The sequence below is a fragment of the Halomonas eurihalina genome, from assembly GCF_008274785.1.
GTDB classification, from domain to species: Bacteria; Pseudomonadota; Gammaproteobacteria; order Pseudomonadales; family Halomonadaceae; genus Halomonas; species Halomonas eurihalina.
In genome coordinates, this window is sequence record NZ_VTPU01000014.1 from 1 (window position 1) to 17,640 (window position 17,640).

The window sequence follows — 17,640 nt, forward strand, 5'->3', positions numbered from 1 at the left end:
CTACGAGCTACGAGCTACGAGCTACGAGCTACGAGCTACGAGCTACGAGCTACGAGCTACGAGCTGAAGGGTTGACGCTTTAGAGGGCGGTGGCACCATCCGGCTCGCGGCTCGCGGCTCGCGGCTCGTTGCTTTAGAGTCCGGCCGTCTCGCGGATCAGTTTGAACAGCCGGCGGGCGTTGGTGGGGGGCTTGCCCTGGTCGCGTTCGCGGCGGGCGTTGCGGATCAACTGGCGCAGGGCCTGGCGGTCGGTGTCGGGGAAGGCCTCGATGAAGGCGGCGACGGCGTCGTCGCCTTCGTCGATCAGCCGGTCCCGCCATTTCTCGAGGCGGTGGAAGGCGTGGTCGCGTTGCAGCTGTTCGCGGTCGATTTCGTCGAACACCGCCTGGATGCCGTCGAGGTCTTCGCGGCGCATCAGCTTGCCGACGTATTGCATGTGGCGCCGGCGAGCCTCCCGAGCGCGAATGCGGCCGGTCTCCTCGATGGCGGCCAGGAGCTCGTCGGAGAGGGGAAAGCGAGCCCGCTCGCTCTCGTTCATGGCGATGAGCCGCTCGCCGAGTGCCTGGAGAGCGTGCATCTCGCGCTTGAGCTGGGACTTGCTGGGCCGCTCGTCGGCCGGGAAGGAATCGTCCTGGGTCATGCCGTGTCCTGGGGTTATGAAACTTGGATTGCCTGCAGGGTTGCCAACGGGGTTGCCAACATCGGGGCGTGGCGCATCGGCCCAGTATACCAGCCCATCGTCATGGGCTGGACAAACACGCTATTGTGAAGTGCCGGCCCTGAGCGCCGGCCGAGTGAGGAGACAGATCGATGACACAGGCTTTCGATGCCGCCGATCAGCAGGCCCTGCTGGAAACTCGCGCCGAAGCGGCCCTGGCCCTGGCTCGCCGGTTGGGGGCCGATGCCTGCGAGGTGGGCGCCAGCGTCGATCAGGGCATCGGCGTCAGCGTGCGCGAGGGCGATGTGGAAACCGTGGAACTGTCGCGGGATCAGGGCATCGCGGTGACCGTCTACGTGGGCCAGCGCAAGGGGAGTGCCTCGTCGTCCGACGCCAGCGAGGCCTCGGTGCGTGATGTGGTCGAGAAGGCGTTGGCCATTGCGCGCTATACCGGCGAGGATCCGGCCGCCGGCCTGGCAGATGCCGAGCTGATGGCCACTCGCTTTCCGAATCTCGACGTGCACCACCCTTGGCCGCTGTCCACCGAGGAGGCCATCGAGCTGGCCCTGACCTGCGAGAGCGCCGGTCGTGGCGTCGAGGGGATTCGTAGTTCCGAGGGCGCCAGCTTGTCCAGCGGCGAGGGCGTTCATGTCTATTCCAACAGTCACGGTTTCCTGGGCGGGCAGCGTGGCAGCCGACACTCGCTGTCCTGCCTGCTGATCGCCGAGGATGACTCGGGCATGCAGCGCGACTACGACTACACTACAGCGCGTGATCCACGTGCCCTGCGCGATCCCGCCGCCGTGGGGGAGAGCGCGGCGCAACGTACCCTGCAGCGTTTGGGTGCCGGGCGTCCGGCCACCGGTCGCATGCCGGTGTTGTTCGACCCTTCGCTGGCCTCAGGGCTGGTCGGACACCTGATGGGAGCCATCGCCGGCGGCGCCCTGTATCGCCAGTCCTCCTTCTTGTGCGAACGCTTGAACACCATGCTGTTCCCGGAGTGGTTCTCGTTGAGCGAGCGCCCGATGGAAGTCGGCGCCATGGCCAGTAGCTCTTTCGATGCCGACGGCGTCCAGACGCGTGACAATGTCTTCGTCGATCAGGGGCGCCTGGCCAGCTACCTGCTTTCCGCCTATAGCGCGCGTCGCCTGGGCATGTCGACCACCGGCAATGCCGGCGGTGCCCGCAACCTGCGCATTGCTGCACCGCTGGAGTCGCTCGAGACGCTTTTGGCGCGGATGGATCGCGGTGTGCTGGTGACCGAGTTGATGGGACAGGGCGTCAATGGCGTGACCGGGGATTATTCCCGCGGTGCCGCTGGTTTCTGGGTCGAGAACGGCCGGATACAGCACCCCGTGGAAGAGTTCACCATCGCTGGCAACCTCGAGACGATGTTCCAGGGGCTGATTGGCGTCGGCGACGACATCGATACCCGCGGTAGTATTCATACCGGCAGTTGGCTGATCGACGAAATGACGGTCGCGGGCGGCTGAGCTTCGAGCTTCGAGCTTCGAGCAAAGGCCCGCGACAATGTCGCGGGCCTTTAAGCTCTCGAGCATTCATCATAGTGCTCGCATCTCGCATCTCGCATCTCGCATCTCGCATCTCGCATCTCGCATCTCGCGTCTCGCCTCACGCGGTCAGGCTTCCTCGTCGAACCGGGCGTTGAACAGTGTCTCGAGGGCATCCAGAACCGCTTCGCTGTCATCGCCTTCGGCGTCCAGCGTCAGTTCGGTGCCGCAGGGGGCGGCGAGCATCAGCAGCGACATGATGTTGGTGGCGTCGGCCCGCTGGCCGCCGTGGGAGACGGTGACGCTGGCGTTGTAGGGCTGGCAGCACTGGACCAGGCGGGTAGCAGCGCGGGCGTGCAGGCCGCGCTTGTTGGTCAGGGTGAGCTTGCGACTCGGCACGGACTCAGGGTTCCTTTTCATGGTCGTGGTCTGGGTCGTCTTGTTCGAGAGCCGTTTCCGGGGGGAGGCGGCTGAGGTGGATGCCGAGTTCGCGGTGCCGCAGACGAACGCCGGATTGTCGGGTGGAGAGATCGTGGGCCAGATGCTCGGCCAGGTAGACCGAGCGATGCTGGCCGCCGGTACAGCCGACAGCCACCGTCAGGTAGCTGCGCTGGCTGGCCTGGTAGCGGGGGAGCCAGCGTTCCACCCAAGCGAGGATATCCTGGTGCATCTCCTCGACCATCGGGTAGCTATCGAGAAAGGCGATGACGCTCTCGTCGCGTCCGGTGGCGTCACGCAGCGAGGGATCCCAGTAGGGGTTCGGCAGGCAGCGCGCGTCGAAGACGATGTCGGCGTCGAGGGGCACGCCGCGCTTGAAGCCGAAGGATTCGATGGTCAGGGTCAGGCTTTCCTGCCCGCGATCGGCCAGTTGGTCGGCGATGCGGCCGCGAAGTTCATGCACCGAGAGTCGCGAGGTATCGATCACCAGGTCAGCGAGATCGCGAATGTCCGTCAGGGACACTTCTTCCTGCTCAATGGCTTCGGCCAGCGTCATCCGGTTATTGCGGGTCAACGGATGGCGTCGTCGAGTGGTCGAGTAGCGCTCAAGCAGGATACGCGCGTCGGTGGTCAGGTAGACGACCTGGCATTGTATGCCCTGGGCACGCAGGTCATGCAGCAAGCTTGGGAAGCGCTGCAGGGCGTGTGGCAGGTTGCGGGCATCGATACTGACGGCGATGGAGCTGCGCGTCTGGCCATCACGCAACTCTTTCGCCAGTGAGCCGAGCAGCATCGCCGGCAGGTTGTCGATGGCGTAGAAGCCGAGATCTTCCAGCGCCTGCAGGGCGATCGACTTGCCCGAGCCTGAACGGCCACTGATGATCACGATCTGCATGGCGGTCTCCTGGTCGAATGCTGGCCGGGGCGAGGCCGCTGAGTGGTTGCGTCAGTTGTTTTCGGCCGATGCCTGTCGGCGAATCGCCTCGATGAGCCGTTCGTGCAGGGCCTGTTGGCTATCCGCGCGACGCAGGGCATTGCGTGTGTCGGCGTCGTTCATCACGGCGGCGACTTGGCCGAGCAGTGCCAGATGAGCGTCGTCGGCCTGCTCGGGAACCAGCAGGACGAACACCAGGTCGACGGGGTCGCCGTCGATGGCGTCGAAATCGATCGGCTCGGAGAGCTTCAGGAAGCCGGCGATGGGGGCTTTGCAGTGCGGGTTGCGGGAATGGGGAATGGCGACCCCATGCCCGATGCCTGTACTGCCCAGGCGTTCCCGACCGATCAGGCGGCTGAAGACCTCCTGGCTATCCAGGCTGGGGGTGTTCTGGGCGATGAAGGTGCTGAAGAATTCCAGCACGCGCTTTTTGCTCCCCCCGGGCACGTCGAACAGGGTGCGCTCGGGGGGTAGGATGGTTTCCAGTGACATGGCAGGTCAGCGTGCGCCGGCGGCGCCCTGGGCGCGCGCTTGGGATTTTTCCTTGTGCTTCACCAACTGGCGATCGAGCTTGTCGGCGAGGGCGTCGATGGCGGCGTACATGTCGCCGTCCATTGCTTCGGCATGCAGGTCGGCACCGGCAGCATGCAGGGTACAGGCAGCTTGTTGGCGTTCCTTCTCCACGGAGAGCGTGACTTGCACGGTGGTGATGTTGTCGTAATGACGTTCGAGGCGCGCGAGTTTCTCTTGGACATAGTCACGCAGGGCGTCGGTCAATTCCACATGATGGCCGGTGAGGTTGACTTGCATGACACGCTCCTTGCTCCTGGGATTGTGCCTCGATTGTAACCCTTTTTGGAGCCGAGCAAACCCCCTGTGGAAAGCGCCTTGCTCGCCTTCCAGCAGAGAGTCAACGAAGGCGCTTGCGTTGGCTCGAGGAGGGGATGTTCATCGATTCGCGATACTTGGCGACCGTTCGCCGTGCTACGTCGATGTCTTCCTCGGCGAGCAGGGTGACGAGCTTGTTGTCGGAGAGTGGCTTGCGGGCCGGCTCTTCCTGAATGAGTTTGCGGATCCGAGCACGGATGGCGGTGCTGGAGTGAGCGTCGTCGCCACCGCCGACATGACTGGAGAAGAAGTACTTGAGCTCGAAAACGCCACGCGGTGTGTGGATGTATTTCTGGGTGGTCACCCGCGAAATGGTCGATTCATGCATCTCCACGGTCTGGGCGATGTCGGCCAGTATCAGCGGTTTCATGGCTTCCTCGCCGTGCTCCAGAAAGTCCAGTTGGCGAACCATGATCTCGCGGCCAACCCGCAGCAGGGTGTCGTTGCGGCTGGACAGGCTCTTGAGCAACCAGCGGGCTTCCTGCAGGTGGTCCTTGAGGAACTGGTTGTCCTGGCTCTTGTCGGCGCGCCGGATCAGGGCGGCGTAGTCGGGCTGAATGCGTAGTCGTGGCATGGCCTCGGGATTGAGTTCGACCTGCCAGCCTTGCTCGTCGCGTCGGGCGATCAGGTCGGGGATGACATAGTCATCGCTGTCGCTGGCGAAGGCACTGCCGGGGCGTGGGTCGAGTCCTCTGATCAGGGCGATCACTTCGTCGAGGGCGTCGTCGTCCAGGCTCAGGCGTCGCTTCAGCAGGCGCCGGTCATCGCCGGCCAGGGCCTCGAGGAACTGGCGGGCCAGACGCCGGGCCTGCGGGAGCCGAGGGGTGTCCTGGGGCAGAGCGGCGAGTTGCAGCAACAGGCATTCCCGCAGGTCGCGGGCGAAGACGCCGGTGGGTTCGAATTGCTGCACACGCAGCAGGACGGCTTCGACCTCACGGCTGGACAGCCCTTCCAGTTCCTGGGCGCGCAGGCCGTCACGGATGTCGTCCAGCGGCTGGTCCAGGTAGCCGTCGTCGTTTACCGCATCGATCAGGCTTTCGGCGATACGCGAGGCGCGTTCCTCGAGGCCGCTCATGGCCAGTTGCCAGGCCAGGTGGCCCTGCAGGCTCTGGCCGGCCGCCTGACGTTCAAAGTCAGGGGCTTCGCCACTGCCTGAGCCGCTCAGGCTTCCCAGGCCAGCATCCTGATAGGTGTCGGACCAGTCGCTGTCGACGGTCAGTTCATCGGGAATCTCGCTGGCCCAGTCGTCTTCGGCTGTCTCGCCGACCGCCATCTCGCCGAAGTCTTCGTCGAGCTCCAGCATGGGGTTGGCTTCCAGGGCCTGCTGGACTTCCTGGCGCAGGTCGAGGGTAGAAAGCTGCAGCAGGGCAATGGCCTGCTGCAGCTGAGGTGTCATGGTGAGCTGGGTGCCAAGCCGCAGTTGCAGGGAAGCCTTCATGGCCATAGAAAAGAGATCCGCTCAACGTGCGAGAAAGTCCCCACCCTAGTCCGCTGGTTCGACGCATGCAAGCCCTGTTCTAAGCAATTATCATGCCATTGGCAATTTTCGTGCCTTGGTGATAAAGCATTCCTTATATCAGCTTGTTGTGATCAGACGTGCATGGATGATGCGGGAGAATAGGGCCATGCCTGCCAGCGACAGGCATGGGGGTCAGAGCCGGAAGTCCTGGCCCAGATAGACATCGCGCACCCGCTGGTTGGCGAGGATTGCCTCGGCATCGCCCTCGGCGATGATCTGGCCGTCGCCGACGATGTAGGCGCCGTCGCAGATATCGAGCGTTTCGCGGACATTGTGGTCGGTGATCAGCACGCCGATGCCGCGTGCCTTGAGTTGGCGGATGATGGCCTTGATTTCGCCGACGGAAATGGGATCCACGCCCGCGAAGGGTTCATCCAGGAGGATGAAGTCGGGTTCGGTGGCCAGGGCGCGGGCGATTTCCACTCGACGACGTTCGCCACCGGACAGGCTCATGCCGAGGTTGTGGCGGATATGGGTGATGTGGAAGTCTTCCAGCAACGATTCCAGTTGGGCCCGACGCCCGGCGCGATCGAGGTCCTTGCGGGTCTCGAGGATGGCCATGATGTTGTCGGCCACGCTGAGCTTGCGAAAGATCGAGGCTTCCTGGGGCAGGTAGCCGATCCCGGCCTGGGCGCGCTCGTGCATGGCGGTGCCGGACAGGTCGTGGTCGCCAATGGCGACTTGCCCGGCATCGGCGCGGACCAGTCCTATGATCATGTAGAAGGAGGTGGTCTTGCCGGCCCCGTTGGGGCCGAGCAGGCCGACGATACGCCCCTGGTCGATCTCCAGGCTGATGTCGTGGACCACACGGCGGCGCTTGTAGCTCTTGGCCAGGTGGCGTGCATGGAGTGTCTTCATTGAGAATCCTGCTTCTCGGGCTCCAGGGTCATGCGTACTCGCTGGTTGCCTTCGACGCCCTCGGCGGAGGAGCGCGCCTGGACCACGCGGCGATCGAGGAAGTATTCCAGGTAGCCACCATCGAACGTATCGCCGCCCCGGTGCAGTTCGGCCTGGTCGACGAGCTCCATGCGGCGCTCGGCAACATGATAGACGATGCGTTGCCCCCAGCCGCGCACCACGGATTCGTCGGGAGCGGGTTGCTGTTCGATGTAGGCGCGTTGGCCGGTGGCGATGGCCTGGGATAACTGGCCGGCGTCGTTGCGGCGGATTTCCACCCGTGCGCCGGTCAGCAGCATGCTGCCCTGCTGGATGCGTACGTCGCCCTGGTAGACGGCGGTGCCGGCGCGGTCGTCGAGGTCCAGGCGGTCGGCTTCGACCTGGATCGGCGCACTAGCGTCGCCCTCGAGTGCCTGTGCCTGGGAGGCGGCGAGTGTCAGGATGGCCAGTGTCAGGCCCAGTAGGGAGGCGATAGTCGGTCGCGTCATGACTCGGGGTCCTTGTCGGTTGCCGGCGGATGATGACCGCGAACATTGTCGGTCAGTCGGGCGCGATTGTCATGAAGCCAGGCGTCGAAACGATCGCCCTGCATCGACTGGGGCGGTTGGCTCAGCGTGGCCGGTGTGTCGCTCCAGGCGTGGCCGGTGTCAGCATCGTAGTGCAGCCTTTGAGTGCTCAGTTGCCAGTGTTCCCTGGGTGCTTCGAGCCGCACGTCACCGCTGAGTATCAGGGGATTGCCGCCCGTTTCCAGGCGCCCCTGTTCGCTCCGGGCGGTCCAGTGCCGGCCATCGTCGTCGCGCAGCTTCACGTCGGGGTTTTCCAGCCGCGTGACGTCGTCGATGGGCGTGTGCACCAGGCGCGGGGTGTCAAGCCGCTGGTGAGGGTAGCCCTCGGCATCGAAGCGCGTCGCCTCGACGTCTTCCAGGTAATAGTCCGGTTCGCCGGCGGCATCCCGGGGCACTGGGCCGGGAGCGTCGTCGTCACGCAAGTCGAGCACGGTCAGGCCGCCGCCGAGCGCCAGCAGCAGCAGGAAGAGCCAGGTGCGAAAACCGGGGCGCGGCAGTTGCATGGGATCAGGCCCGATCGTTCAGGTAGGTGTCGAGTATGGCATCCCATTGCCCCTGGGCCTGCAACAGGGCATCGCAGATCTCGCGAACGGCGCCGTGACCGCCGGGGCGTTCGGTGACCCAGTCGGCATGCTGGCGGATGTAGCTCGGCGCGCCGGGTACGCTGATGCCGACGCCGGCCTGATGAATGGCCGCGAGGTCGGGCATGTCATCGCCGCAGTAAGCGACCTGGTCGAGCTCGATGCCGAGTTGCTCGCAGAGCTGGCGCAGCACGGGTAGCTTGTGCGAGATGCCCTGATGGAGGTGGGAAATGCCGAGTGCGTCAGCGCGCCGGCTAACCATCGGTGAGTCGCGCCCGGTGATCAATGCCACTTCGACACCGGCAGACTGGACCAGTTTGATGCCATGGCCGTCCAGGGTGTGGAAAGCCTTGATCTCGTTGCCGTCGGTCTGGAAGTAGAGCCGTCCGTCACTGAGCACGCCGTCTACATCCAGTGCCAACAGGCGCACCTGCCGCAGGCGATCGAGCAACTGGGGGGCGAGTGAGGGGGCATCGTGACGCATGGCTACTCCTTGGATTCAGATGACGCCGCTGGCCAGCAGGTCGTGCATGTGCAGGGCGCCGACCGGGTGGCCGTCGTCGTCAACCACGGCCAGCGCGGTGATGCGATTGTCTTCCATGATGCGTACGGCTTCGGCGGCCAGGGTGTCGGGTGAGATGCGCTTGCCCGGTGCGGTCATGACGTCATCGACCTTGAGGTCGCTCAAGTCGGCATGTTGGTCAAGGGTGCGCCGCAGGTCGCCATCAGTGTAGACGCCGACCAGGCGGTCATCGGGGTCGACGACACAGGTGAAGCCCAGCCCCTGACGGGTGATTTCCAGCAGGGCATCGCGCAGCGGGCTGCCGGATGCCACCCTGGGCAGGCGGGTCCCCTGATGCATGAGGTCCGAGACGCGCAGCAGCAGCCGCTTTCCCAAGCTGCCGCCGGGGTGGGAAAGGGCGAAGTCCTCGGCGGTGAAGCCCCGCGATTCGAGCAGGGCTACGGCCAGGGCGTCGCCGAGCGCCAGGGCGGCGGTGGTCGATGACGTGGGCGCCAGGTCGAGCGGGCAGGCCTCGCGTTCGACGCCGGCGTAGAGATGGGCTTCGGCATGGCGGCCCAGTGTCGAGGCGGGGCGCCCCGTCATACTGATCAACGGCGTGCCCAGGCGCTTGAGCAGCGGCAACAGGGCGGTGACCTCGGCGGTTTCGCCCGAGTGCGACAGCGCCAGGACCACATCGCCCGGCGTAATCATGCCCAGATCGCCGTGACTGGCTTCACCGGGGTGCACGAAGAAGGCCGGCGTGCCGGTGCTGGCCAGGGTGGCGGCGATCTTGCCGCCGATGTGGCCGGACTTGCCCATGCCGGTGACCACGACCCGGCCCGAGCAGGCCAGGATGAGTTCGCAGGCATGCTCGAAGCCCTCGTCGATGTGCTCGATCAAGGCGCCGATGGCCTGCTGTTCCAGCGTCAGGGTGCGGATGGCACTGGCACGCAGCTGGCTGGAAGAAAAGGTAGCGTCATTCATAGTAGAGATTGTTGCCCGTCATGGGGTTTCACTCAAGGATCAGACGCCGGTGATGTTCTGGCCACTACCCAGCCAGATCAGGTAGGCGAGGTAGGACAGGGTCAGTACGGCGCCCGGCAGGCGGTTGATCTTTCCGTGGCGCTGCCACAGTAACAGCATGCCCAGTGCCAGGGTCATCAGCAGCATCACCGGGTAGTCGCGTCCAGCCGCGGCCGGGTCAGTGGCGCCCGGACGTATCAGTGCCGGGATGGGAAGCACGGCGAGCATGTTGAACAGGTTCGAGCCGATGACATTGCCGATGGCCAGGTCGTGGTGGCGCTTCAGGGCGCTGGCCACGCAGGCGGCGAGTTCGGGTAGGCTGGTGCCGATGGCAACGATGGTCAGGCCGATCACCAACTCGCTGATACCGAAGGCGCGGGCCATTTCGCTGGCTCCCCAGACCAGGGCGCGGGAACTGGCTATCATCACGATCAGGGTCAGGGTGAGCCAGGCCAGGGCACGCAGCAGGGACATGTCGGGAATGTCGGCGTCGGTATCTGCCACGCCGGGCGTATCGGCGCGAAATAGCCACCAGAGGCTGAAGATCAGCAGGAGAATCAGCAGCAGGCCGTCAGGGCGGTCGAGTTGGCTGTTGGCCAGCGCGTAACCGGCGAGCCCCGTGGCGCCGAGTAGTAACGGCAGTTCCTTGCGCACGATGGAAAAGCGCACGGGGATCGGCACGACCATGGCGGTCACGCCCAGTACCAGGCCGATGTTGGCGATGTTCGAGCCCAGGGCGTTGCCGGTGGCGAGATTGGGGACACCATCCAGCGAGGCCATGAGCGAGACGACGATCTCGGGGGCCGAAGTGCCGATGGAAACGATGGTCATGCCGACCAGCATGGTACTCATGCCAGCACGGCAGGCCGTGGCGGCGGCGGCGCCGACGAAGCGGTCGGCACTCCATAGCAGGCCAATGAGGCCGGCAAGTATGAGAAGGCTGGGAATCAGCATCGGAAGCAAGCGATCCGTGGTGGAGAAAAGGGCCTATTGAACATGCTGCGTCATGCCGGCGCAAGCAGACGGCCGCTATGCTGGCGCGCCGAGACCTGGTTAGGATACGATGTTCGATAATTATTCTTGGGAAAGCGAACGGATGAGCGACTCCCCCTTTGTTACAGTGGAGGGCCTGCATTACTCCCGCGGCGAGACGTCGATTTTCCGTGGCGTCGACATGGTCATACCGCGTGGGAAGATCACCGCCATCATGGGCCCTAGCGGTACTGGCAAGACGACCCTTCTCAAGTTGATCGGAGGGCAGCTCACGCCGGATGCCGGACGCGTGTGCATCGCCGGCGAGGATGTGCATGCGTTGTCGCGCAAGGCGCTGTTCAAGCTGCGCCGGCGCATGGGCATGCTGTTCCAGAGCGGTGCGTTGTTCTCGGATCTCGATGTGTACGAGAACGTGGCTTTCCCGTTGCGCGTGCATACCGATCTCCCCGAGTCGATGATTCGCGACCTGGTACTGCTGAAGCTGCAGGCGGTCGGGCTGCGCGGCGCCCGCAAGCTGACGCCCGCCGAGCTGTCCGGTGGCATGGCGCGCCGGGTGGCGCTGGCGCGTGCTATTGCCCTGGACCCGGAATTGATCCTCTATGACGAGCCCTTCGTCGGCCAGGACCCGATTTCCATGGGCGTGCTGGTGCAGTTGATTCGTCGGCTCAACGATGCCCTCGGGCTGACCGCCGTGGTGGTCTCCCATGACATCAAGGAGACACTGTCCATCGCCGACTATGTCTATGTGATCTCCGATGGTCAGGTCATGGCCCGCGGGGCGCCATCCGAACTCGACGTGGATCGTGACCCTCGGGTGCGGCAGTTTATCCATGGTGAAGCCGATGGGCCGGTACCGTTCCATTACCCGGCCCGTGATTTCTATGCCGATCTGCTGGGTGAGGGGGAGCTACGATGATCGAGCGCATCGCGCGACTGGGACGCTGGGGATGCGACACCCTCGAGAGCCTCGGGGACGCTGGCATCTTCCTGGCCCAGTCGATGTTCGGCAAGCCCTCGGCGGAGGGCATGCGGCTGTGGCTGCGCCAGATGCACTTCGTCGGTGTGATGTCGCTGGCCATCGTGCTGGTGTCGGGGTTGTTCATCGGCATGGTGCTGGCGCTGCAGGGCTATACCATCCTGGTTGATTTCGGTGCCGAGGACGCCCTGGGCCAGATGGTGGCCCTGTCGTTGCTGCGCGAGCTGGCGCCGGTGGTTGCGGCTCTGTTGTTCGCTGGTCGCGCGGGGTCGGCGCTGACCGCCGAGATCGGCCTGATGAAGGCTACCGAGCAGCTCACCAGCATGGAGATGATCGGTGTCGACCCCTTGCGTCGCGTGGTGGCGCCGCGTCTTTGGGCCGGGTTCGTGGCGCTGCCGCTGCTGACCATCGGCTTCGGCGTGGTCGGTGTCTGGGGCGGTCAACTGGTAGGAGTTCAGTGGCTCGGTGTCTTCGAGGGCTCCTATTGGGGCAATATGCAGGCGAGCGTCGATTTCGTCGCGGATGTCGGCAATGGCTTGCTCAAGAGTCTGGTATTTGCCCTGGTGGTGACCTGGATCGCGGTGTATCAGGGCTATGCCCTGGTGCCGACCTCGGAGGGAATCTCCCGGGCCACGACGCGCACGGTGGTCTATGCATCCCTGGCGGTGCTGGGGCTGGATTTCATACTGACTGCGGTAATGTTCGGAGGCCTATCCTGATGTTCGGAGACACGCAATGAAGCGTAGCAAGACGATGGAGCTGGGGGTCGGGCTGTTCATGCTGGCCGGTATTCTCGGGCTGGTATTTCTCGGCCTGAGGGTTAGCGGTCTCAGTCTCGAGCGTCCCGCAAGCAGCTTTGAGCTGGAAGCCAACTTCGCCAATATCGGTGGCCTGAAGCCACGTGCTCGAATCACCATGGCCGGTGTCACCGTGGGACGAGTGCGGAGCATCGAGCTGGATACCGACTGGTACGATGCCCATGTGGTCATGGAACTCGATGGCAGGCTTGAGGACACACTCCCCGAGGACAGTACTGCCGCGATCCTGACTTCCGGGCTTCTGGGAGAGCAATACATCGGGCTCTCGGTGGGAGGCGCCCCCGAGACCCTGGGCGACGGCGACCGCATTCGCGACACCCAGTCCGCCCTGGTGCTGGAGGAGCTTATCCAGCAGTTCGTGTCCAACATAGCCAAGGAGTGACGATAATGATGTCGATTTCCCCACTGGTTCGGCTGAATGCCGGCCTGCTGCTTCTCATTCTGCTGACGGCGGCCCTGCCGGCCCAGGCGCAGGATGTCGAACATCCCGAGGCGCTGATACGCGATAGTGTCGAGGCGCTGATGTCGCAGATCGAGGGGCGCAGGGACCATTTTGCCCAGAATCCCGACGAGCTCGAGGCGGTCGTTGAGGACAACCTGGCCGACGTGGCCGATTTCCGCTACATCGGTGCCAGCGTGATGGGCCGCTATTTCGGCAACGCGACCCCTGAGCAGCGTTCGCGCTTCGTCAAGGTTTTCCGCCAGTCCTTGATCGATACTTATGCCAAGGGACTGGTTACCTTCGACTACCGCGAGATTCGCGTGCCGGAGGCGCAGCAGGCATCGCGCTATGACGACCAGGCCAGCGTGTCCATGGAAGTCGTCGGGGTCGATGGCACCATCTATCCGGTCAGCTATACGATGCGTCTCGACGACGGACAGTGGAAAGTCGTCAACGTGATCGTCAATGGCATCAATCTCGGCCTGACCTTCCGCAATCAGTTCGATGAGGCCATGCGCCAGCACAACCGCGATTATGACGCGGTAATCGGTGGCTGGTCGCCGGAGCTCGACGTGGAGCAGTTGGAGGAGGGCGAGTGAGCGTCCTGCTCGAGGATGGTGCCAATCGCCTGGACGCTGCCGACGACACCCTGACGGTGGTCGGCAGCGCCGATTTCGAGGGAGCTTCTGCCCTGGCCGAGGCCGGTCGTCGCTGGCTCGAGGGTTGTGGTCGCGGTGAGCAGGTGACCTTCGATCTGAGCGGCGTCGACCGCGTCAGCAGTGCCGCTGTCAGCGTGCTGCTCGAATGGTTGCGTCAGGCTCGCCATTCGGGGCTGGAGGTGGCTGAGGTGCGCCTTTCGGCTCCCTTGGCGCGCTTGACCGACGTCGCCGACCTGGACAGCCTGTTGCCCGTGGTCGAGCCGGCCGGTGCCGGTGCCTGAAGCATTCCCCCGCCTGCCATCGCCAAGTGCCACGCTTTTCTTTACCATGTCGGGTCTGCCTTTTGCTGACCATCAAGGCGTTCTGTGCGAACTTCTTGATGCCGAACTAGCCAGGTCAATAACAGACAAGTGAGGATTCGATGCACCCCAGTGAGGTCAAGGCGCTGCTCGAGAGCCGGCTCGACGATTGCGAATTTCATATCCAGGGCGAGGGCTGTGACTTCCAGGTGGTCGCCGTGGGCGAGGTCTTCGAGGGACTGTCGCGAGTCAAGCGCCAGCAACTGATCTATGGCGCCCTGTCGGAGGAAATTGCCTCCGGTGCGCTGCATGCGGTAACCATCCGTACCTATACTCCGCAACAGTGGCAAGACGCTGCCGAGAACAAGGGGGCCTGAGGGTCGACCCAATCATGGACAAGCTGATCATTACCGGTAACGGACCCGTCGATGGCGAGGTCTGGGCAAGCGGCGCCAAGAATGCCGCCTTGCCGATACTCTGCGCGACCCTGCTGGCCGATGAGCCGGTGACCATCGGAAACCTGCCACATCTGCAGGATATCACCACGACTCTGGAACTGCTCGGCCACATGGGCGTGCAGCCGGTAATGGGCGAGCGCATGAGCATCCAGCTCGACGGTTCCCAGGTGCATGACTGTCACGCGCCCTATGAGCTGGTCAAGAAGATGCGTGCTTCCATCCTGGTGCTGGGTCCCTTGCTGGCACATTTCGGCCAGGCCGACGTGTCGTTGCCCGGCGGCTGTGCCATCGGCTCGCGGCCGGTCGATCTGCACCTTCGCGGGCTCGAAGCCATGGGCGCCGACATCCGCGTCGAGGGCGGCTATATCCGGGCGCGGGTCAACGGACGCCTAAAAGGGGCGACCATCTTCCTCGACACCGTGACGGTGACCGGCACCGAGAACCTGCTGATGGCCGCCGCGTTGGCCGAAGGCACCACGGTACTCGAGAATGCTGCCCGCGAGCCCGAGGTGGTCGACTTGGCCGAGTGCCTGATCAAGATGGGCGCCAATATCCAGGGTCATGGCACTGACACCATCGTCATCGAGGGTGTCGAGCGCCTGCACGGGGCGGTCCACGATGTCATGCCCGACCGTATCGAGACGGGGACTTTCCTGGTCGCGGCAGCGCTGTCGCGAGGGAGGGTCAGGGTGCGCAACACTCGTGCCGATCTGCTCGATGCAGTCCTGGCCAAGCTGGAAGAAGCTGGTGCGGAGGTTACGTCCGGCGACGGCTGGATCGCGCTGGACATGCATGGGCAGCGTCCCAGGGCGGTCAGCGTGCGTACGGCTCCTTATCCGGCTTTTCCCACCGATATGCAGGCCCAGTTCGTGGCGCTGAATGCGGTGGCCGAGGGAACCGCGCGGGTCGTCGAGACGATCTTCGAGAATCGCTTCATGCATGTCCAGGAACTCAACCGCATGGGCGCCGACATTGCCCTGGAGGGCAATACCGCCGTGATCACCGGTGTCGAAAGCCTATCCGGTGCGCCGGTGATGGCCACCGACCTGCGCGCTTCGGCTTCGCTGGTGATAGCGGCGATGATGGCGGCCGGCGAGACCTTGGTGGATCGTATCTATCATATCGATCGCGGCTACGAGTGCATCGAGGAAAAGCTGCAACTGCTGGGTGCGAAGATTCGACGCGTGCCGGGCTAAGCCGACAACGGGCAATACCATGAGCAAGCAATTGATTCTGGCCCTCTCCAAGGGCCGCATTCTCGACGAGACTCTGCCGCTGCTGGCCGATGCCGGCATCACGCCGGCCGAGGATCTGTCGGCCAGCCGCAAGCTGCTGTTCGACACTAACCTACCGGACGTCAAGCTGGTGGTGATACGCGCCACCGATGTGCCGACCTATGTGCAGCTCGGTGCGGCCGATGTCGGTGTGGCCGGCAAGGACGTGCTGCTGGAGCATGGCGCCGAGGGGCTCTATGAGCCTCTGGACCTGGAGATCGCTCGTTGCAAACTGATGACGGCCGGCGTCACCGGAGCTGAGCCGGCGCGGGCCCGGCGTCGAGTGGCCACCAAGTTCGTTGAGGTGGCCCGCCGCTATTACGCGGAGCAGGGTATCCAGGCCGAAGTGATCAAGCTGTACGGCGCCATGGAGCTGGCCCCCTTGATGAATCTGGCCGACGAGATCGTCGATATCGTCGACACCGGTAACACGCTGCGCGCCAATGGCATGGAGCCGCGCGAATTGATCGCGCCGATCAGCACGCGCCTGGTGGTCAACAAGGCGGCCATGACCATGAAGCATGACAGGCTCAAGCCGCTGATACAGCGCCTGCAGGAGGCGGTCGCGCATCGTCGCGAACAGGCCTCCGCCTGAGCCTCATCTTTTAACCGTTGCGAGAGGACGGAACCGCCATGAGCGAATCCCCTGCCGGTGCCCTGGACATTGCCCGCCTGGCTACCACGGATGCTGATTTCGAGGTGCGCCTCGATGACTTGCTGGCCTGGGAGGGCGTCTCCGATGCCGAGGTTCAGCAGCGCGTCGACGAGATCCTGGCGGCGGTGAAGCAGCATGGCGACGCCGCCCTGGTGGATTACAGCAACCGTCTCGACCGCCTGTCCGTCGAGAGCATGGCGGAATTGACCCTGGGCCCCGATCGGCTGCGCCAGGCCTACGACAGCCTGCCGCCAATACAGCGCCAGGCGCTGGCCGATGCCGCCGAGCGAATCCGGCGCTACCACGAGCGCCAGAAACCGCAGTCCTGGCAGTACACCGAGGAGGACGGTACCGTCCTGGGGCAGCAGGTGACCCCGCTGGACCGGGCCGGCATCTACGTGCCCGGCGGCAAGGCGGCTTACCCGTCATCGGTGCTGATGAACGCCATCCCGGCGCATGTCGCCGGAGTCGGCGAGATCGTCATGGTGGTACCGACGCCGGATGGCGTGCTCAACGACCTGGTGCTGGCCGCTGCCCACCTGGCCGGGGTCGATCATGTATTCACCATCGGTGGCGCCCAGGCGGTGGCGGCGCTGGCCTATGGCACCGAGACCGTACCACGGGTGGACAAGATCGTCGGGCCCGGCAACATCTACGTAGCCACCGCCAAGCGGGCGGTGTTCGGGCGGGTCGGCATCGACATGATCGCCGGACCCTCGGAGATCATGGTGGTTTCCGACGGCGAGACCGATCCCGACTGGCTAGCCATGGATCTCTTCTCTCAGGCCGAGCACGACGAGGATGCCCAGGCCATCCTGGTAAGCTGGGACGCGTCGCACCTGGACGCGGTAGCCGATTCCATGGCGCGCCAGTTGCCGACCCTGGAGCGCGAGGAGATCGTGCGTGCCTCGCTGGCCGCCCGTGGTGCCTTGATACAATGCCGCGACCGTGACGAGGCGCTGGCCTTGATCAATCGCATTGCTCCCGAACACCTGGAGCTCTCGGTGGCGGAGCCAGAGTCATGGTTACCCGAGGTACGACATGCCGGCGCCATTTTCATGGGCCGGCATACCGCCGAGGCGCTCGGGGATTATTGCGCCGGGCCGAATCACGTCCTGCCGACGTCCGGCACGGCACGGTTCTCGTCACCGCTGGGGGTCTACGACTTCCAGAAGCGTTCCTCCTTGATTCACTGCTCGGCGAAGGGAGCCTCCAGCCTGGGGCCGACTGCCTCGGTGTTGGCACGGGGGGAGTCGTTGACTGCTCATGCCCGTAGTGCCGAGTATCGTATTCGAGACTGAGAGGGCGTGTACAAATTACTGCGCTCGTCCATACGGCGTTGAAGTTCAGCTCGAAGTGCTCATTTGGTGCGGCTACGCTCCGCCTTCTTGCTGAATGTCGCCTTGTGGCCTACATGGATGTGGGGAATGCGTTGGCCCGTAGGGAGCGGGCCTAACCCTAGCCCTGGCCGTTCTCGTGACTTTGGTAAGCACCTTCTGGGCGACGACAGCCGGCAGCATTTTTCGGCTCACGTTCTCTCGGCTCAGGC

22 protein-coding genes are annotated in these 17,640 nt (G+C 64.3%); 10 read left to right on the forward strand and 12 right to left on the reverse strand.

Translation table 11 applies throughout. The features are described from left to right. Positions 1 to 133: 133 nt before the first annotated feature. Entirely contained in the window at positions 134 to 640 is a 507-nt protein-coding gene (yjgA, locus tag FZZ93_RS13520; protein ID WP_149322850.1) for a ribosome biogenesis factor YjgA, read from the reverse strand. 170 nt (positions 641 to 810) lie between these two features. Between yjgA and pmbA the strand changes: the two genes are divergently transcribed. Further along, complete coding sequence (gene pmbA, locus FZZ93_RS13525; protein WP_149322851.1) at positions 811 to 2,151, forward strand: metalloprotease PmbA; 1,341 nt, start codon at positions 811 to 813, stop codon at positions 2,149 to 2,151. Positions 2,152 to 2,298: 147 nt separating this feature from the next. On the opposite strand, the gene FZZ93_RS13530 is transcribed toward pmbA, so the two are convergent. The 11 genes from FZZ93_RS13530 to FZZ93_RS13580 all read right to left on the reverse strand — a co-directional run bounded on the left by FZZ93_RS13530 (position 2,299) and on the right by FZZ93_RS13580 (position 10,471). After that, positions 2,299 to 2,568 carry an HPr family phosphocarrier protein gene (locus tag FZZ93_RS13530; protein WP_149322852.1) on the reverse strand — a complete coding sequence of 90 codons (270 nt, stop codon included), beginning with the start codon at positions 2,566 to 2,568 and terminating at the stop codon, positions 2,299 to 2,301. A 4-nt stretch (positions 2,569 to 2,572) separates the two neighbouring features. After that, positions 2,573 to 3,502: an RNase adapter RapZ gene (gene rapZ / locus FZZ93_RS13535; RefSeq protein WP_149322853.1), complete on the reverse strand. Its 930-nt coding sequence runs from the start codon at positions 3,500 to 3,502 to the stop codon at positions 2,573 to 2,575. A 51-nt stretch (positions 3,503 to 3,553) separates the two neighbouring features. Next, positions 3,554 to 4,033, reverse strand: a complete 480-nt coding sequence (locus tag FZZ93_RS13540; protein ID WP_149322854.1) for a PTS sugar transporter subunit IIA — start codon at positions 4,031 to 4,033, stop codon at positions 3,554 to 3,556. 6 nt (positions 4,034 to 4,039) lie between these two features. Then, a complete protein-coding gene (hpf, locus tag FZZ93_RS13545; RefSeq protein ID WP_013331678.1) occupies positions 4,040 to 4,351 on the reverse strand; it encodes a ribosome hibernation-promoting factor, HPF/YfiA family in 312 nt (103 codons plus the stop codon). Between the two features lie 100 nt (positions 4,352 to 4,451). Next, the gene (locus FZZ93_RS13550) at positions 4,452 to 5,873 is read right to left on the reverse strand and encodes an RNA polymerase factor sigma-54 (protein ID WP_149322855.1); all 1,422 of its coding nucleotides are present in this window, start codon (positions 5,871 to 5,873) and stop codon (positions 4,452 to 4,454) included. A 207-nt stretch (positions 5,874 to 6,080) separates the two neighbouring features. Continuing rightward, a complete protein-coding gene (gene lptB / locus FZZ93_RS13555) occupies positions 6,081 to 6,806 on the reverse strand; it encodes an LPS export ABC transporter ATP-binding protein (protein ID WP_149322856.1) in 726 nt (241 codons plus the stop codon). Next, a complete protein-coding gene (lptA, locus tag FZZ93_RS13560; RefSeq protein WP_149322857.1) occupies positions 6,803 to 7,333 on the reverse strand; it encodes a lipopolysaccharide transport periplasmic protein LptA in 531 nt (176 codons plus the stop codon). The genes lptB and lptA overlap by 4 nt, the downstream gene beginning before the upstream one ends. Then, a complete protein-coding gene (lptC, locus tag FZZ93_RS13565) occupies positions 7,330 to 7,914 on the reverse strand; it encodes an LPS export ABC transporter periplasmic protein LptC (RefSeq protein WP_149322858.1) in 585 nt (194 codons plus the stop codon). Before lptC ends, lptA begins: the two co-directional genes overlap by 4 nt. Positions 7,915 to 7,918: 4 nt before the next feature. Beyond that, the gene (locus FZZ93_RS13570) at positions 7,919 to 8,476 is read right to left on the reverse strand and encodes a KdsC family phosphatase (RefSeq protein WP_149322859.1); all 558 of its coding nucleotides are present in this window, start codon (positions 8,474 to 8,476) and stop codon (positions 7,919 to 7,921) included. A 15-nt stretch (positions 8,477 to 8,491) separates the two neighbouring features. Further along, the gene (locus tag FZZ93_RS13575; RefSeq protein ID WP_149322860.1) at positions 8,492 to 9,478 is read right to left on the reverse strand and encodes a KpsF/GutQ family sugar-phosphate isomerase; all 987 of its coding nucleotides are present in this window, start codon (positions 9,476 to 9,478) and stop codon (positions 8,492 to 8,494) included. A gap of 39 nt (positions 9,479 to 9,517) precedes the next feature. Beyond that, complete coding sequence (locus FZZ93_RS13580) at positions 9,518 to 10,471, reverse strand: calcium/sodium antiporter (RefSeq protein ID WP_149322861.1); 954 nt, start codon at positions 10,469 to 10,471, stop codon at positions 9,518 to 9,520. A gap of 142 nt (positions 10,472 to 10,613) precedes the next feature. Between FZZ93_RS13580 and FZZ93_RS13585 the strand changes: the two genes are divergently transcribed. The 9 genes from FZZ93_RS13585 (at position 10,614) to hisD (ending at position 17,392) form a co-directional block, all read left to right on the forward strand. Further along, a complete protein-coding gene (locus FZZ93_RS13585; protein ID WP_149322862.1) occupies positions 10,614 to 11,426 on the forward strand; it encodes an ATP-binding cassette domain-containing protein in 813 nt (270 codons plus the stop codon). Beyond that, positions 11,423 to 12,205: a lipid asymmetry maintenance ABC transporter permease subunit MlaE gene (gene mlaE, locus FZZ93_RS13590; protein WP_149322863.1), complete on the forward strand. Its 783-nt coding sequence runs from the start codon at positions 11,423 to 11,425 to the stop codon at positions 12,203 to 12,205. The genes FZZ93_RS13585 and mlaE overlap by 4 nt, the downstream gene beginning before the upstream one ends. Positions 12,206 to 12,221: 16 nt before the next feature. After that, entirely contained in the window at positions 12,222 to 12,686 is a 465-nt protein-coding gene (gene mlaD / locus FZZ93_RS13595; protein ID WP_149322864.1) for an outer membrane lipid asymmetry maintenance protein MlaD, read from the forward strand. A gap of 5 nt (positions 12,687 to 12,691) precedes the next feature. Continuing rightward, positions 12,692 to 13,345 carry an MlaC/ttg2D family ABC transporter substrate-binding protein gene (locus FZZ93_RS13600; RefSeq protein WP_407650239.1) on the forward strand — a complete coding sequence of 218 codons (654 nt, stop codon included), beginning with the start codon at positions 12,692 to 12,694 and terminating at the stop codon, positions 13,343 to 13,345. Next, positions 13,342 to 13,686: an STAS domain-containing protein gene (locus FZZ93_RS13605; protein WP_149322865.1), complete on the forward strand. Its 345-nt coding sequence runs from the start codon at positions 13,342 to 13,344 to the stop codon at positions 13,684 to 13,686. The genes FZZ93_RS13600 and FZZ93_RS13605 overlap by 4 nt, the downstream gene beginning before the upstream one ends. Positions 13,687 to 13,826: 140 nt before the next feature. Then, the gene (locus FZZ93_RS13610; protein ID WP_013331690.1) at positions 13,827 to 14,081 is read left to right on the forward strand and encodes a BolA family protein; all 255 of its coding nucleotides are present in this window, start codon (positions 13,827 to 13,829) and stop codon (positions 14,079 to 14,081) included. A gap of 14 nt (positions 14,082 to 14,095) precedes the next feature. Continuing rightward, positions 14,096 to 15,358, forward strand: a complete 1,263-nt coding sequence (gene murA / locus FZZ93_RS13615; RefSeq protein WP_149322866.1) for a UDP-N-acetylglucosamine 1-carboxyvinyltransferase — start codon at positions 14,096 to 14,098, stop codon at positions 15,356 to 15,358. Positions 15,359 to 15,377: 19 nt separating this feature from the next. Further along, entirely contained in the window at positions 15,378 to 16,031 is a 654-nt protein-coding gene (hisG, locus tag FZZ93_RS13620; RefSeq protein ID WP_149322867.1) for an ATP phosphoribosyltransferase, read from the forward strand. Positions 16,032 to 16,069: 38 nt separating this feature from the next. Further along, complete coding sequence (hisD, locus tag FZZ93_RS13625) at positions 16,070 to 17,392, forward strand: histidinol dehydrogenase (RefSeq protein ID WP_149322868.1); 1,323 nt, start codon at positions 16,070 to 16,072, stop codon at positions 17,390 to 17,392. The last annotated feature ends 248 nt before the right edge of the window (positions 17,393 to 17,640 follow it).

Bases quoted from the DNA above. Each gene is read 5' to 3' on its own strand.
- FZZ93_RS13540 (WP_149322854.1), bottom strand. From the start codon at position 4,033: ATGTCACTGGAAACCATCCTACCCCCCGAGCGCACCCTGTTCGACGTG.
- pmbA (WP_149322851.1), top strand. From the start codon at position 811: ATGACACAGGCTTTCGATGCCGCCGATCAGCAGGCCCTGCTGGAAACT.
- mlaD (WP_149322864.1), top strand. From the start codon at position 12,222: ATGAAGCGTAGCAAGACGATGGAGCTGGGGGTCGGGCTGTTCATGCTG.
- rapZ (WP_149322853.1), bottom strand. From the start codon at position 3,502: ATGCAGATCGTGATCATCAGTGGCCGTTCAGGCTCGGGCAAGTCGATC.
- hpf (WP_013331678.1), bottom strand. From the start codon at position 4,351: ATGCAAGTCAACCTCACCGGCCATCATGTGGAATTGACCGACGCCCTG.
- FZZ93_RS13585 (WP_149322862.1), top strand. From the start codon at position 10,614: ATGAGCGACTCCCCCTTTGTTACAGTGGAGGGCCTGCATTACTCCCGC.
- lptB (WP_149322856.1), bottom strand. From the start codon at position 6,806: ATGAAGACACTCCATGCACGCCACCTGGCCAAGAGCTACAAGCGCCGC.
- hisD (WP_149322868.1), top strand. From the start codon at position 16,070: ATGAGCGAATCCCCTGCCGGTGCCCTGGACATTGCCCGCCTGGCTACC.
- FZZ93_RS13580 (WP_149322861.1), bottom strand. From the start codon at position 10,471: ATGCTGATTCCCAGCCTTCTCATACTTGCCGGCCTCATTGGCCTGCTA.
- yjgA (WP_149322850.1), bottom strand. From the start codon at position 640: ATGACCCAGGACGATTCCTTCCCGGCCGACGAGCGGCCCAGCAAGTCC.
- FZZ93_RS13610 (WP_013331690.1), top strand. From the start codon at position 13,827: ATGCACCCCAGTGAGGTCAAGGCGCTGCTCGAGAGCCGGCTCGACGAT.
- mlaE (WP_149322863.1), top strand. From the start codon at position 11,423: ATGATCGAGCGCATCGCGCGACTGGGACGCTGGGGATGCGACACCCTC.
- lptA (WP_149322857.1), bottom strand. From the start codon at position 7,333: ATGACGCGACCGACTATCGCCTCCCTACTGGGCCTGACACTGGCCATC.
- murA (WP_149322866.1), top strand. From the start codon at position 14,096: ATGGACAAGCTGATCATTACCGGTAACGGACCCGTCGATGGCGAGGTC.
- FZZ93_RS13575 (WP_149322860.1), bottom strand. From the start codon at position 9,478: ATGAATGACGCTACCTTTTCTTCCAGCCAGCTGCGTGCCAGTGCCATC.
- FZZ93_RS13550 (WP_149322855.1), bottom strand. From the start codon at position 5,873: ATGGCCATGAAGGCTTCCCTGCAACTGCGGCTTGGCACCCAGCTCACC.
- FZZ93_RS13600 (WP_407650239.1), top strand. From the start codon at position 12,692: ATGATGTCGATTTCCCCACTGGTTCGGCTGAATGCCGGCCTGCTGCTT.
- FZZ93_RS13570 (WP_149322859.1), bottom strand. From the start codon at position 8,476: ATGCGTCACGATGCCCCCTCACTCGCCCCCCAGTTGCTCGATCGCCTG.
- hisG (WP_149322867.1), top strand. From the start codon at position 15,378: ATGAGCAAGCAATTGATTCTGGCCCTCTCCAAGGGCCGCATTCTCGAC.
- lptC (WP_149322858.1), bottom strand. From the start codon at position 7,914: ATGCAACTGCCGCGCCCCGGTTTTCGCACCTGGCTCTTCCTGCTGCTG.